At 74.3% G+C, this 14,428-nt stretch carries 10 protein-coding genes; 6 read left to right on the top strand and 4 right to left on the bottom strand.

Going from position 1 to position 14,428, the window contains the following annotated elements:
* Positions 1 to 3 precede the first annotated feature (3 nt).
* Positions 4 to 3,792, bottom strand: a complete 3,789-nt coding sequence (locus IE255_RS24700) for an nSTAND1 domain-containing NTPase (RefSeq protein WP_190052537.1) — start codon at positions 3,790 to 3,792, stop codon at positions 4 to 6.
* 259 nt (positions 3,793 to 4,051) lie between these two features.
* Here IE255_RS24700 and IE255_RS24705 point away from each other — a divergent pair, with 259 nt between their 5' ends.
* From IE255_RS24705 to IE255_RS24730, 6 genes are all read left to right on the top strand, one after another.
* Positions 4,052 to 4,888 carry a glycoside hydrolase family 16 protein gene (locus IE255_RS24705; RefSeq protein ID WP_190052538.1) on the top strand — a complete coding sequence of 279 codons (837 nt, stop codon included), beginning with the start codon at positions 4,052 to 4,054 and terminating at the stop codon, positions 4,886 to 4,888.
* Positions 4,889 to 4,894: 6 nt separating this feature from the next.
* On the top strand, positions 4,895 to 5,353 hold the full coding sequence (locus IE255_RS24710) for a hypothetical protein (protein WP_190052539.1): 459 nt from the start codon (positions 4,895 to 4,897) through the stop codon (positions 5,351 to 5,353).
* A gap of 6 nt (positions 5,354 to 5,359) precedes the next feature.
* A complete protein-coding gene (locus IE255_RS24715; protein ID WP_190052540.1) occupies positions 5,360 to 6,772 on the top strand; it encodes a hypothetical protein in 1,413 nt (470 codons plus the stop codon).
* A gap of 52 nt (positions 6,773 to 6,824) precedes the next feature.
* Positions 6,825 to 7,991 carry a sensor histidine kinase gene (locus IE255_RS24720; RefSeq protein ID WP_190052541.1) on the top strand — a complete coding sequence of 389 codons (1,167 nt, stop codon included), beginning with the start codon at positions 6,825 to 6,827 and terminating at the stop codon, positions 7,989 to 7,991.
* Positions 7,988 to 8,701 (top strand): response regulator transcription factor, encoded by a 714-nt coding sequence (locus tag IE255_RS24725; RefSeq protein ID WP_190052542.1) that lies wholly within the window; start codon positions 7,988 to 7,990, stop codon positions 8,699 to 8,701. The genes IE255_RS24720 and IE255_RS24725 overlap by 4 nt, the downstream gene beginning before the upstream one ends.
* A gap of 94 nt (positions 8,702 to 8,795) precedes the next feature.
* A complete protein-coding gene (locus IE255_RS24730; protein WP_190052543.1) occupies positions 8,796 to 9,965 on the top strand; it encodes a serine hydrolase domain-containing protein in 1,170 nt (389 codons plus the stop codon).
* Between the two features lie 9 nt (positions 9,966 to 9,974).
* On the opposite strand, the gene IE255_RS24735 is transcribed toward IE255_RS24730, so the two are convergent.
* The 3 genes from IE255_RS24735 to IE255_RS24745 all read right to left on the bottom strand — a co-directional run bounded on the left by IE255_RS24735 (position 9,975) and on the right by IE255_RS24745 (position 14,200).
* Positions 9,975 to 10,652, bottom strand: a complete 678-nt coding sequence (locus IE255_RS24735; RefSeq protein ID WP_190052544.1) for a response regulator transcription factor — start codon at positions 10,650 to 10,652, stop codon at positions 9,975 to 9,977.
* The gene (locus tag IE255_RS24740; RefSeq protein ID WP_372487545.1) at positions 10,649 to 11,884 is read right to left on the bottom strand and encodes a sensor histidine kinase; all 1,236 of its coding nucleotides are present in this window, start codon (positions 11,882 to 11,884) and stop codon (positions 10,649 to 10,651) included. The genes IE255_RS24735 and IE255_RS24740 overlap by 4 nt, the downstream gene beginning before the upstream one ends.
* A gap of 111 nt (positions 11,885 to 11,995) precedes the next feature.
* A complete protein-coding gene (locus IE255_RS24745; protein ID WP_190052546.1) occupies positions 11,996 to 14,200 on the bottom strand; it encodes an MMPL family transporter in 2,205 nt (734 codons plus the stop codon).
* Positions 14,201 to 14,428 lie beyond the last annotated feature (228 nt).

The raw sequence follows: 14,428 nt of genomic DNA on the forward strand, positions 1-14,428 counted from the left end.
TGACTATCGCCCCTCGCACACCCCCCGATACGCCAGTTCCGGCAGGCGCTCCTCCCACTCCGCGCGGGTGAGGACGCCGGGTGTGTGGTCGCAGACGTAGGACGCCGCGCGGTTCGGGTTCAGGGTCCAGATGCGGGTCGTCAGGTCGTAGCCGGCGGAGGCGAGGGCGTCGCCGCGGGGGCTGAACGCGACGGTGGTGACGGTGTCGAGGTGGCCGGTGAGTTCCTGGCCGTGGGGCTCGGCCCGGGCCGGGTCCGTCACGTTCCACAGGCGGACCGTGTGGTCGCCGCCGCCGGTCGCCAGTGTCGTCCCGTCCGGGGCGAACGCCACGGCCCTGACCGCGGCGCGGTGCCCGGTCAGCTCCTCCCCCAGTGCCTCGGCCCGGCCGTTGTGTTCCACGTGAAACATCCGGACCGTGCGGTCGTCGCCGCCCGTCGCGAGCGTCCTGCCGTCCGGGGCGAACGCGACCGCGTTGACGGCCTGTTCGTGACCGGACAGCACCGCGCCCGGCCTGGCCCGCGCCGGATCGGCCACCTGCCACAGGCGTGCCGTGGCGTCCTCCGCGCCGGTGGCCAGGAGGCGGCCGTCCCGGGCGAAGGCGATGGAGGTGACGGCGTCCGTGTGGCCGCGCAGGGGCCGGCCGAGCGGCGCTGCGCGATCCGGGCGGCCGACGTCCCACAGGCGCGCCGTGTCGTCCTGGCCGCCGGTGGCCAGCGTGCGGCCGTCCGGTGCGAAGGCCACGGCCTGTACCCCGCCGTCGTGGGCCCGCACGGGCCGGCCGAGCAGCGTGGGGTGGTCGGGTGCGGAGACGTCCCACAGGCGTACGGTGCCGTCCGCGCAGCCGGTGGCCACCGTACGGCCGTCCGGCGCGAACGCGACGGCGAGTACCTGGTCCTCGTGGCCGGTCAGGGCCCGCGGCAGCCGGCGCGGGCGGTCCGGGTGGCGGACGTCCCACAGGCGGACCAGCCCGTCGTCGGTGCTGGCGGCGGCGAGCAGCCGGCCGTCGGGGCTGTAGGCGACGGCGGTCACCGGGTTGGTGAAGTCGGTGAGGACGGTCGGCGGCCGGTGCCAGAGCAGGACGTCGCCGTCGGCGCCGGTGCTCGCGAGGGTGCGGCCGTCGCGGCTGAAGGCCACCTCCCACACGGCCTCGGTGTGGCCGGTCAGCGGCTCCCCGAGCTGCTGCGGGTAGGCGGGGTTGGCCACGTTCCACAGGATCGGCGAGTCGTCCTCGCCCGCGCTCGCCAGGGTCTCGCCGTCGGGGCTGAAGGCGACGGACATGACGGGCGCGGTGTGCCCGGTGAGCGGTTCGCCGAGCGAGGTGAGGCGGCCCGGGTCCGAGGCGTCCCACAGGCGTACGGTCTCGTCGAAGCCGGCCGTGGCCAGGGTGCGGCCGTCGGGCGAGAAGGCCAGCGTCCAGACGGGGGCGGTGTGGGCGCGCAGGGGCTTGCCCAGCGGGGTGATGCCGTCGTCCGCGCCGTAGCGCCACATCCGTACGGTGCCGTCGTAGCCCGCCGTCGCCAGCGTGGTCCCGCCGGGGGCGAACGCGACCGCGCGGACGCTGCCGTCGTCCGACTCGTCGGCCCGGGCCGGTTCGCCGAGCGGGGTGGGGCGGGCCGGGTCGGTCAGGTTCCACAGCCGTACGGTGCCGTCGTCGCCGGCGGTGGCCAGGGTCCGGCCGTCGGGGGCGAACGCGGCGGAGACGATGTTCTTCTCGTCGTGGCTCACCAGCGGGCGGCCGAGGGCGCGGGGCCGGTTCCGGTCGCGTACGTCCCACAGGCGGATGGCGCCGCCGTCACCGGTCGCCGCCAGCAGGTGCCGGTCCGCCGGTGCGAAGGCGACGGCGCCGACCGGGGAGCCGAGGCGCAGCGGCTCGCCCAGTGCCCGCCCGGCGGTGTCCCTCAGCCGGACCAGGTCGTCGTGGCCGCCACTGGCGAGGGTGCGGCCGTCGGGCGCGTACGCCACGGAGCTGCCGACACCGTCGTGGCCGGGCAGCCGGGTGGCCAGCACGCGGCCCGCGTCCGAGGCCAGCCGGGTCTCCAGGTCCGCGGTGGAACGCATGCCGTACGCGGCGACGTCGAGCCGGGCGGCCAGCCCGGCGTGGGTCTCGCGGAGCCGGTCGGCCTCGGCGGTGAGCTGCCCGAAGACGGCGTCGTCCCGTTCGGCCTGCGCGGTGGCCCGGGCCTGGAGGGCGACGACGGCGGTGCCGGTGGCGAGCAGGGCGAGCGCGGCGAGGACGGCCACGACCGTGCGGCGCAGCAGCGAGGCGCGGTGCCGGCGGCGCAGCGAGGAGGTGAGGAACCGCCGCTCCAGCGGGGTCAGTTCGTCGCTGCCGGTGACGGGCGGGAAGGCGTCGCGGGCGGCGGACAGCCGGGAGCCGGCGTAGAGGGCGGCGTTCTCCTGCCCGAGCGCCTGCCAGGTGCGGGCCGCCTCGGAGAGAGCGCGGTGGACGCGCAGCCGGTCGCGTTCGGCGTCGATCCAGGCGCGCAGCCGGGGCCAGGCGGTGATGAGGGCCTCGTGGGCGAGGTCGGCGGTGCCGTCGTCGAAGGTGATGAGCCGGGCCCGGGCCAGGCGTTCCAGGACCACCCGGGTGTCGGCGGGGTTGCCGAAGTCGAGCTCGGCGTGGTCGGTGGGACGGCGGGTGTCGGCCGTGCCGTCGCCGGGGGCGACCAGGCGGAGCAGGATGCGCCGGGCCAGCTCGGCCTGTGGTTCGGTGAGTTCCTCGTAGACCTGCTCGGCGGTCCGGACGACGGCGCCGTGCAGTCCGCCGGCCGCCTCGTACGCGGCCTCGGTCAGGGCGCGGCCGCTGCGGTGGCGCCAGGTCTCCAGCAGGGCGTGGGACATCAGGGGCAGTCCGCCGGGGGCGCCCTCGACCTCGTCCAGGAGGCGTTCGGTCAGGGCGCGTTCGACGATCAGCCCGTCGGCCGCGGCCGGGCGGACGATGGCCTCCCTCAGTTCCGCGCGGCTCATCGGCCCGGCGAGCAGGGTCGCGTCCTGCAACGCCGCGGTCAGCCCGGGGTGTTCGGCGCACCGGCCGAGGAAGTCGGCCCGCACGGCGATGACGACGCGCAGCCGGCTGTCGGCCTCGGTGGCGGCGACGAGCCGGTCGATGAAGGCGTCCCGGTCGGCCGGGTCGGCGCCGAGGGTGTACAGCTCCTCGAACTGGTCGACGATCAGCCAGGTGTCGGCGTCCGTGCCGGGCACGGGTTCCAGCCGTTCGGCGTGGGTGCGCAGCGGGTCGGCGCCGGGGGTGAGGATCCGTACGGCCGCGGGCGGGGCCTCGTCGTCCTCGCCCGGGGTGCGCAGCCGGGGGATCAGGCCGGCGCGCAGCAGGGAGGACTTGCCGCTGCCGGAGGGGCCGAAGACGGCGGTGAAGCGGTGCTTGCGGTTCAGCTCGGCCAGCCGCTCCACGAGCCGGTCGCGGCCGAAGAACAGCTCGGCGTCGCCCGGTTCGAACCGGGTCAGGCCCCGGTAGGGCGGCCGGGCCGTGTCGTCGGCCTCGGCCTCGGCGGCCAGCTCGGCCGACGCCTCGCGCCAGCGGCGCTCCCACTCGGCGAGGTCGCCGCCGCACGCCTTGACGTAGGCGAGCGTCACCGCGCGGGTGGGCAGTTGCCTGCCCGCCGCCGCCTGGGACAGGGTGGTCACCCCGTACCGCGCCCGGCGCGCCATCTCCCGGTAGGTGGGCCGGCCCGCGGACTCGCGCAACTCCCGCAGCCCGGCGGCGAACCGCTGCACCGGTCCGGCCTCCGGGTCCAGCTCGCCCTCGGCGCGGCCCGGCCCCGCTTGTCCCGGCACGTGTCCGCCCCCTCCCCTTGTTCGCCCTGCCCCGACCATCGGCGGTACCGGCGCACGGGGCACGGGCGTTCACCTGATCCTCACGCTTCCTCCAGGTCACTTGGTTCTGTCGGTGCCTCCTGGTTGTTCGGCCCCGGGGGAGGGCCTGCCGAACAACCCTCCGCGGCGGTCGACTGAGTGTGGGGCACGGCGCGGTCCGAGCCCTGCGAGGGGAGGGCTCGGACCGCGCCCGCCATCCATCCGAGGCTGGAGGAGAGTCATGTACAGACGGCAGCGGCACCTCGCCGCGGGACTCGGCGCGGCGGCACTCACGCTGACGCTCACGGCGACCGCCGCGACCCCCGCCCCCGCGACGACGGCCGCCGAACGCTACGGCTGGGGCGCCCCGCTCCCCGCCGGCTCGGACGAGTTCGACTACGGCTCCGCGACCGACCCCGCCGTACCGGACCGCGCCAAGTGGCGCCTGGCGGGCGGCGATGTCGACGCGTGCTGGCCCGGCCACAGCGGCAACGGCCGCCGCTGCGACGCCAACACCCGGGTCGTCGGAGGCGTCCTGCGCATGACCGGCGAGGCCGACGGCGACAGCGGCTGGCTCGCCTCGCAGTACGGCCAGAAGTACGGCCGGTGGGAGGCCCGCGTGCGCTCCCGGGCCACCGCCCCCGACAACGGCCGGGCGTACCACCCGCTGCTGATCCTGTGGCCCGACTCGAACCAGCACCCCGAGGACGGCGAGTACGACTACCTGGAGAACGGCGCCCCCGGCGAGGACTGCGCCGAGGCGTTCCTGCACTACCCCCATCCCGAGGACGTGCCCGTACAGCAGGAGTTCGCGCGCAAGTGCGGCGTGGACCTGTCGCAGTGGCACAACGTCGCGATCGAGTGGACCCCGGACCACCTGCGCGGCTTCCTCGACGGCGAGGAGTGGTTCCGCTTCTCCGGCGGCGCGAACGCGGACCGCGACTGCATCCAGTGCGCCCCCTCCATGCACCAGACCATCCAGCTCGACAACTTCCACGGGGACGGCCTGCAGAGCGCGGTCTACGAAGTGGACTGGGCGCGGGTCTACGCCCTGCCGGACGACGAAAGCGTGAGGTGACCGACGATGGCAAACGCACCCAAGACGCGCATGCCGAGGATCCTGATCTGCGTCCTCGCCCTGGTCGCCCTGCACGCGCTGGGCTCGGCCTTCGGCGGCTGGGCGATCCTCGAAGAGAACCGGAGCAAGCAGGAGCACGGGCAGGACCTGCTCATGCCGATGGGCATGGCCTGGTTCATGGCGCTGATCATCTGGGGTCTGGCGGCGCTCCAGGTCGCCTGCGTCGTCCTGGCCCGCAAGCGCCGCGCCTGGGTCCGGGTGGTGCTCATCGTGTGCCTGTCCCTCGCGTCGGTGGGGACGACCTTCGCCTTCATCGGCTCGCTGACCACCGGGGCCCCCAGCCTCGCGGCGTTCCTGCTCGCCTGCTTCGACATCGCGGCCGTGTGGACGGTGAGCGGCGAGACCGGCCGCGCGTACTTCTCCGTACGCGCCCCGGCGCACCCGGCACCGCACCCGGGGGTGTGAGCGCCCATGACCGCGCCCTACCCGACGTACGACCCGCCGAGGCCGCCGGCCCCGGCCGACCCGGTGGCGGCGGCCCTGGGCAACGCGACGCTGCTCGGCATCGGTTACCTGCTGCTGCGCCAGTGGCGCCTGGCCGCGGTCGCCGTGCTCGGCACCGCCGTCCTGCTCGGCCTCACCGCCCGGACCGCCGAACCCTGGTACGAGATCCTGCTCCTGCTGTGGTGGGCGGCCGGCACCGCCCACGGCTGGTTCCTGGCCCGCCACCGCCCCCTGCACGCCGTACGGCGCGGGCAGCGCGCGGCCACGCTCGCCGCCACCCTCGCGGTGCTGCTGACCGCCGCACTGGTCCGGATCGACGCGTACGGCATCGACAACCGCGTGACCGAGGCACGCGAGGCCGGCGACTGCGAGGCCGCCGTGGCCGCGCAGGGCGAGGTGGGGTGGGCCCACCGGCTCGCGGGAGCACCGGTGGTGGAGCCCGGGGAAGCGGTGGTGCGGGCGTGCGAGCGGCTGGAGGGGGCGGCCGCCACCCTGGCCCGCGCCGCACGCCGGGGCAGCACCGAGGACCTGGGGCGGGGCTTCGGCACACTCGCCGGCGTCCTGAACGAGCCCGGCAACGAGCAGACGGTCAGAACGACCCTGGACGCCTTCCTCACCTCCCTCCCCACCGACGACTCCTGCGACACCGCCGCCCTCACCGCCTGGCTCCGAGACCGCGGTCCCAGCCACGACGTCCTGGACCGCTCCGCCGACACGGCGGCACGCACCGAACCCGCCGCCCTGGTCGGCTGCGGCGACCACCTGATGACCGAGGACGCCTGGCAGCAGGCGCGGACCCACTACGAGCGACTCCTCGACACCTACCCGGACGACGCCCGCACGGACGAGGCCCGCGACGGCGTCCGCAAGGCCACCCTCGCCATCGAACTGGACCACGTGCGCGGCCTGGTCGGCAACACGTACGGCGCCGACTCCGGCTACTGCTCCAAGCCCGCCAAGTACAGCGGAGCCCCGCCCTACCGCAAGGGCACCAACCGCGCCCTGTTCCTCGGCGACACCGAGTACACCGGCAAGCTCCCCGGCAGCTGGCGCACCGGCGACCCGGCCAAGGCCGCGCTCGTCGTCTGCGCGGACGCGGCGGAGAACGGAGCGGCCGTCGAGACCTGCTACTACGAGAACAAGAAGTCGAAGTACCTCCCCCACCGGGTGACCTTCCACAAGGTCAGGATCCCGCTGAAGGTCTACGAACTCCGCACCGGCAAGCGCCTCGCCCCCCGCTCGGTCCAGATCGACGGCGGAAGCTGCCCGCGCGTGCTGCACTACGAGTACTACATGTACGACCTGGGACCGGGCGCCCAGATGGTCTCGACGGCCAAGTCGGACGTGCGGGCCGCGTTCCGCCCGGTGGTCGAGCGGTGAATCCCTTACGGTTCCCGTGTCAGCCGGCGCGGGACGGGGGTCGTGAGTCGCCATGGGCATACGCGGGGGACTGCGGGGGTGGTGGGAGCGGGGGCGGGCCCTGGCGGCCACCCGTCCGCTCCTGATCGACATCGGCGTGGCGCTCCTCGTCCAGGGCGCGATGACCATGCCGTTCCTCGTGCCGCGCGCGCCCGGGTCGCCGCCCGCGACCTGGGCCGCGTACGGGCTGAGCACCCTCAGCGTGCTGCCCCTGGTCTGGCGGCGGCGCGCCCCCGTCGCCGTGCTGTTCGCGGTGCTGGCCGCCAACGCGCTGTACCGGCTGACCGTGGACGGGCCCGGGCAGCCGCTGCCGTACACCGGGCTCGTGGTCGTGTACACGATCGCCGCGCTGTCGCCGCCGCGCAAACGGCTCGTCACCGCGCTCGTGCTGCTGGTCGCCGTGCCGGTCGGGGTGTGGCTCAACACCCGGACCGCGCGTGAACTGACCTTCTCCCTCTTCGTGCTCGCGGCCGCCTACGTCTTCGGGCGGCTGACCGACGCCCGCCGGCGGGCGAACCTGGTCGAGGCCGAGCGGGCCGCCGCGCGGGAACGGGCCCGGATCGCGCGGGAGATGCACGACATCCTCTCCCACGCGGTGAGCCTGATGATCGTGCAGGCGGAGGCCGGGCCGGTCGCGGTGCGGGTCGCGCCGGAGCGGGCGGAGGCCGCCTTCGACGCGATCTCCGCCACCGGGCGGGACGCCATGGCCCAGTTGCGCCGGATGCTGGGGGTGCTGCGGGACGGCGACGAGCCCGGCGACTCCCCGCGCGAACCGCAGCCCGGGCTCGCCGAACTGCCCGGTCTCCTCGACCGGGTGCGGGAGAGCGGACTGACCGTCGACTACGGGACGGCGGGGGTCGTCCGGCCGGTGCCGGACGGGGTCGCGGCCACCGTCTTCCGGGTCGTCCAGGAGGCCCTGACCAATACCGTCCGGCACGCCGGCGCCCGTACCGTGTCCGTCCGGCTGGACTACGGCACCGACGAGTTGGAGGTCCGCGTGACGGACGACGGGCACGGGCCGCGGCCCACGTCCGCCGGCGGCGGGCACGGGCTCGTCGGGATGCGGGAGCGGGCGGCGGCCCACGGCGGCAGCGCGGTCGCCGGGCCCGGAGCGGACGGGCGCGGCTTCGAGGTGCGGGTGCGGATTCCGGTCCCGGTCGTGGTGGAGGTGGGCTCGTGACGATCCGTGTCGTGGTGGCGGACGATCAGGAGCTGGTGCGCAGCGGCTTCGCGATGATCCTGGACGCCCAGCCGGACATCGAGGTCGTCGCGGAGGCGGGCGACGGGGCCGCGGCGGTCGACGCGGTGCGGCGGCACGCGCCCGACGTGGCGCTGCTCGACATCCGGATGCCGCGCCTGGACGGGATCGAGGCCTGCCGTGCGATCAGCGCGGCGGGCGCCTGCCGGACGGTGATGCTGACGACCTTCGACTCCGACGAGTACGTGTACGAGGCGCTGCACGCGGGCGCGTGCGGATTCCTGCTGAAGGACGTCCGGCGGGACGACCTCGTGCACGCGGTGCGGGTCGTCGCCCGGGGCGACTCGCTGCTCGCGCCGTCCGTCGCCCGGCGTCTGGTCGAGCAGTACACCCGGCCCGCCGCCGCCCGGCCCCGCCGGCCCGATCCCCGGCTGGACGTGCTGACCGCCCGGGAGCGCGAGACGCTGCTGCTGCTCGCGCGCGGCCTGTCGAACGCCGAGATCGCCGCCGAGCTGGTGGTCAGCGACCACACGGTCAAGACGCACGTCGGCAACGTGCTCGCGAAACTGGGGCTGCGGGACCGGATCCAGGCGGTGATCTGCGCCTACGAGACGGGGCTGGTCGCGGCCGGGGATCCCCCGCCCGGGGGAGCGGCCCGGCCCGGTTCCTCCCCCTCACCGGCGAGGAACTGACCGGCCGGGACCGCCCGCGGGGGCGATCCGCTCGCCGCCCCCGCTCCGGAGGATGGAGCCGTCCCAACGACCCCTCCTCCCCCTGGAGTTGGCCATGAGAGCCCGTACCAGCCTGCTCGCCGCCGTGCTCGTCGCCGGAGTCATGGCGGGGCCGTCCGTACTGCCGGCCGCCGCCTCGGCCCCGGCCGCGTCCGCCGCCGCGCAGTCCGCACAGTCCGCGCACCCCGCCCTCGAAGCCGCCTTGGCCGGCCTCCCCAGTGCCGACGCGACCGCGGCACTCGTCCGGGTCGGGGGCAAGGAGGGTGTCTGGCGGGGCAGTTCGGGCGTGCGCGATCTGTGGACCGGCCGTCCGGCGGATCCGGCCGCCCGCTTCCGCGCCGGGTCCGTCACCAAGGTCTTCACGGCGGCGGTCGCCCTCCAGCTGGCCGCCGAGGGCCGGCTGGACCTGGACCGCAGCGTCCGCTCGTACCTGCCGGAGCTGATCCCCGCCGCGTACGAGGACGTCACCGTCCGGCAGCTCCTCGACCACACGCACGGCATCCCCGCGCCGGACTTCCCCGGGACCACGGTCGAGGAGTGGTACGCCGACCGCTTCCGGATCCACGACCCCCGGGATTTGGTCCGCTCGGCGACGTCGAAGAAGCCCGAGTTCGCGCCGGGCGAGCGGCAGCACTACCTCAACATCGGGTACACGATCGCCGGGCTGCTCATCGAGCGCGTCACCGGCGACACCTACGAGCACCAGGTCGCGTGCCGGGTGCTCAGGCCGCTGGGGCTGCGGGACACGTACCTCCCGGGGAAGAACCCGCGCATCGTCGGCCCGCACAACCACGGCTACCAGCGGATGCGGCTGGACGGCGGGACGCCCGGGCTGCGCGACGTGTCCGTGTGGGGGACGACGGACGGGTGGGCGGCCGGTGACCTCGTCTCGACGACGGCGGACCTGGAGCGGTTCACGCACGCCCTGTTCGGGGGGCGGGTGGTGCGCGGGCCGCTGCTGGAGGAGATGTTCACCCTGCCGAAGGTGACCGACTTCAGGACCGGAAAGCCAGCCGCCTACTCCGTCGGCCTTTCCATGAAGGTGCTGGGCGGGCGTGAGGTGTGGGGCAAGACCGGCGGGCGCTGGGGGTACAACGCGGCCGTCGCCGCCACCCGGAACGGCTCGCGCACCCTCGTCTACAGCGTCAACTCCACGGACGCCAAGGGCCAGGACATGAACAAGGTGGCCGAGCACATCATGGTGGCGGTGTTCGGCCGGCCGTAGCCCCCGCCCTCACACCGGAGGCGTGGCCCTCACCAGGCCCGTCTGGTAGGCGATGACGACCAGTTGGGCCCGGTCGCGGGCGCCGAGCTTGGTCATGGCCCGGTGGATGTGGGTGCGTACGGTCAGCGGACTGAGCGTCAGGTCCTCGGCGATCTCGGTGTTGGAACGCCCCTCCGCGGCCAGGGCCATCACCTCGCGTTCCCGGACCGTGAGGTCGGCGAGGCGCTCCGGCGGGGCCAGGTGCGTGCCGGGGGCCGGTGCCAGGAGGAAGCGGCTGATGAGGGAGCGGGTGGCGCCGGGCGAGAGCAGGGCCTCGCCGGAGGCCACGGTGCGCACGCCGGTCAGGAGCGTGTCGGCGGTGACGTCCTTGCCGAGGAAGCCGCTGGCGCCGGCGCGCAGGGCCTGGGCGACGTAGTCCTCGGTCTCGAAGGTCGTCAGGATCAGGACGCGGGTGGCGGACAGTTCCGGGTCGGCGCACAGGGTGGAGGTGGCGGTGAGGCCGTCGGTGCCGGGCATGCGGATGTCCATGAGGACGATGTCGGGGCGGTGGGCCCGGGCCAGCTCCACCGCCTCGGCGCCGTCGGAGGCCTCGGCGACCACCTCCATGTCCGCGCAGGAGTCGATGAGGATCCGGAACGTGGCCCGCAGCAGGGCCTGGTCGTCGGCGAGCAGCACGCTGATGCTCATGCTGTCGTTCCTTCCGCGAGGTGGGTGGCGGGTTGCAGCGGCAGCGCGGTGGTGACCTCGAAGCCGCCCTGGGGGCGGGGGCCCGCGCACAGCTCGCCGCCGATGGAGTGGGCGCGTTCGCGCATGCCCATGACGCCGAAGCCCCGGCCCGGGGCGGGCTCCGGCTTGCTGGGGCCGTCGTTGCTGACCGTGAGCAGCAGCCGGGAGCCGGTGTACTCCAGGCGGACGTGCGCGGACTCCGCGGCGGCGTGCTTGCTGACGTTGGTGAGGGCCTCCTGCACGATCCGGTACGCGGTCAGGTCGACGCCGGGCGACAGCGGCTGCGGCTCGCCCTCCGTCGTGACGGTGACCTCCAGGCCCGCCGACGCGCACGCCGAGACCAGCTCGGGCAGCCGGGCCAGGCCGGGGGACGGCTCCAGCGGCGCGGAGCCGGAGGCGTCGTCGTCCTGGCGCAGCAGGCCCAGCGCGGCCTTCAGCTCCCGCAGCGCGGCGGACGTGGTGCCGGTCAGGTCGGTGAGGATCCTCTTGGTCTGCTCGGGGCTGGTGAGGGCCAGGTGGGCGGCCGTACCGGCCTGGGCGTTGGCCAACGCCATGTGGTGGGCCACCACGTCGTGCAGCTCGCGGGCGATGCGCATCCGCTCCTCGGTGACGCGCAGCCGGGCCTCCTCCTCCCGGGTCCGCTCGGCGTGCTCGGCCCGGGCCTGCACGGCCTGGAGGTAGGCGCGCCGCAGCCGCGTCATGTTGCCGGCGGCGAGGGGCAGCATCAGCCAGAAGAACGGGCCGATCGTCCGCAGCAGCAGCGAGAGGTGGTCCATCGAGTCGGCGAACACGGCCGCGACGATCACGGCCACCAGGGTGGTGACGCCGTAGACGCGGGTGGTCTTCCGCTCGGTGAGGGTGGCGAGCCAGTACAGCGCCGCCATGATCGGTGCCAGCAGCAGCGGTGTGAGCAGATAGCCCATCGAGACCGCCGCGACGGTGCAGGCCGCGGTGACGACGACGGCGGTGCGGGGGTACACCCGGTGCTTGAGCAGGACGAGGCAGGACACGCCCATGAGGGCGACGGCGGTCTTGTCCTGGTCGGGCGGGTCGGCGTTGGGCAGGGTGAGCGAGGCGCCGAAGGACGCACAGGCCATCAGCGCCAGGACCATCGCCAGATCGACGACGAAGGGGTGGCGGTCGGCGAACTCCTCCAAGCGGTCCGCGTAACGCCGCTCCTGGCTGCTGGTGATCATGGTGCTCTCCGGTCGGTGGGCTGTGACCATCGTGGTCGACTCCGGGTGGCGACGCCCCAGAGGCCGCCCGTGTCCTTCGCCACGGGCGGCCCTGGGGGTGAGGGTTCCTCAGATGCGGGCCGGCTCCGGCTCGGGTGCGGCCTCCGGGGCCGGCTCCGGTCGGCGGCTGAGCGCCTCGCCTTCCACGTCGACGCGGGGCAGCAGCCGGTCCAGCCACTTCGGCAGCCACCACGCCTTGTCGCCGAGCAGGGCGAGGACGGCGGGCACGATCGCCATGCGGACGACGAAGGCGTCGAACAGGACGGCCGAGGCGAGCCCGAACCCGATCATCTTGATCATGGAGTCGCTCTCGCCGATGAACCCGGCGAAGACCGCGATCATGATCAGGGCCGCGGCCACGACCACCCGGGCACTGTGCCGGAACCCGGACGTGACCGCCCGGTCGGCCGCCTCGCCGTGCACGTAGGCCTCCCGCATCCGGGAGACGAGGAACACCTCGTAGTCCATCGCGAGGCCGAAGACGATGCCCACCAAGAAGATCGGCATCAGGCTCATGATCGGGCCGGTCTGCTCCACGCCGAAGAGCTCCGCGCCGTGGCCCTGCTGGAAGACCACGACGACCGCGCCGAGGGAGGCCAGCACCGACAGCAGGAAGCCGAGGGCCGCCTTGAGCGGGACGAGCAGCGACCGGAAGACCACCAGCAGCAGCACGATCGCCAGGCCGACCACCACGACCAGGTACGGGACCAGCGCGGCCTGCACCTTCTGCGCGATGTCGATGTTCAGCGCGGTGGTGCCGGTGACCTCGTAACTCGCGCCGCTGTCCGCCTCGATGCCGGGCCGCTCGTCCCGGATGGTCGTCACCAGGTCCTTGGTCTTCTCGTCGGTCGGCGCGGTCGACGGCACGACCGAGAAGACGGCCGTGTCACCGGCGTCGTTGAAACGGGCCGGGGAGACGGACACCACGCCCTTCGTGGCGCCGATCTCCTGGGCGATCGTGCCGGCGGCGGCCTTCGGGTCGGCGGCGCCCCTGCCGTCCACGACGATGGTCAGCGGCCCGTTGAAGCCCGGCCCGAAGCCCTCGGCGAGCGCGTCGTAGGCCCGGCGCTCGGTGGTGGAGGCCGGCTTGGCCTCGTCGCCCGGCATGCCCAGCTGCAGGCCGGTCACCGGCACGGCGAGGGCGCCGAGGCCCAGGACGCCGAGGACCAGCACGGGTACGGGGCGGCGCAGCACGAACCGGGCCCAGCGGGCGCCGCCGTTGGTCTCGGAGCTCTCCTCGATCCGGCCGCTCCTGCGGGACTTGCGGGTGAGCACGGCGTTCGGCCAGAAGCCGAGGAAGGCCGGGACGAGGGTCAGCGCGATCAGCACCGCGACGACGACGGCACCCGCGGCGGCCAGACCCATCTTGGTGAGCATCGGGATGCCGACGACGGCGAGACCCGCCAGCGCGATCACGACGGTGAGCCCGGCGAAGACGACCGCGGACCCGGCCGTGCCGACGGCGAGCCCGGTCGCCTCCTGCGGCGTGCGCCCCTTGGCGCGCTCCTCCCGGTACCGGGAGACGACGAACAGGGCGTAGTCGATGCCGACGGCCAGGCCCAGCATCATCGCCAGGGTGCCGGTGGTGGTGGACAGGCCGAGGGCGCTGGACAGGGCGAGGATCGTGGCCATGCTGACGCCGACGCCGATGACGGCGGTCAGCAGGGGCAGCCCGGCGGCGGCCAGCGAGCCGAACGTGACGAGCAGGACGACGGCGGCGATCGCGACGCCTATCACCTCGGCCATGCCGCCCGGCCCGCCCTCCTGGGCCAGCGCGGTGCCGCCCGCCTCGACGGTCAGCCCGGAGTCCCGGGCCTGGTCGAGGGTGCGCTCCAGCTGGGTGCGGCTGGCGTCGGTGAGGTCGTTGGCGCCGACCTTGTAGGTGACGGTCGCGAAGGCGGTCGTACCGTCCTTGCTGATGGTCTTCGCCCGGAACGGGTCGACGGCGCTCGCGACCTGCGTGCCGTCGCCCAGCCCGTCGACCGCCTTCTCGATGGCCTGCTTGTTCTCCGCGGCGGTCACCTTCTCGCCGCCCGGCGCGATGAACACGACCCGGGCGGTCGCGCCGTCGGCCGTGGCCCCGGGGAAGCGCTCCTCCATCAGGTCGAACGCCTTCTGGGACTCGATGCCGGGCATCGAGAACTCCTCGTCGACGGCCCCCGGCGCCTTGAGGGCGCCCAGGCCCACGGCGGCCAGGACGGCCGCCCAGACCAGGGCGACGTACCAGCGTCGCCGGAAGGCCAGACGGCCCACTCGATACAGGAAAGCAGCCACGGCAGAGGTCTCCACATCTGATGTCGAACGTCTGCCAAGCGTGTCCGCGACAGGGCCGTCCCGTCGTCGTGCGGCTGCCGACAATCTCGGGTACTCGGAACGCAGTACGCGAGGGGTGCGGGTCCACCGCGGGTTGGATATTCCCCTGACTCCGGCCCCCGCCTGTGCTACCGTCCTTGTCGTTGCGGTTTTGGTTCCCAGAGACTTCGAGTGCTCTATCGGCCTTTT

This window comes from Streptomyces lomondensis (genome assembly GCF_014651035.1).
Classification (GTDB): Bacteria; Actinomycetota; Actinomycetes; order Streptomycetales; family Streptomycetaceae; genus Streptomyces; species Streptomyces lomondensis.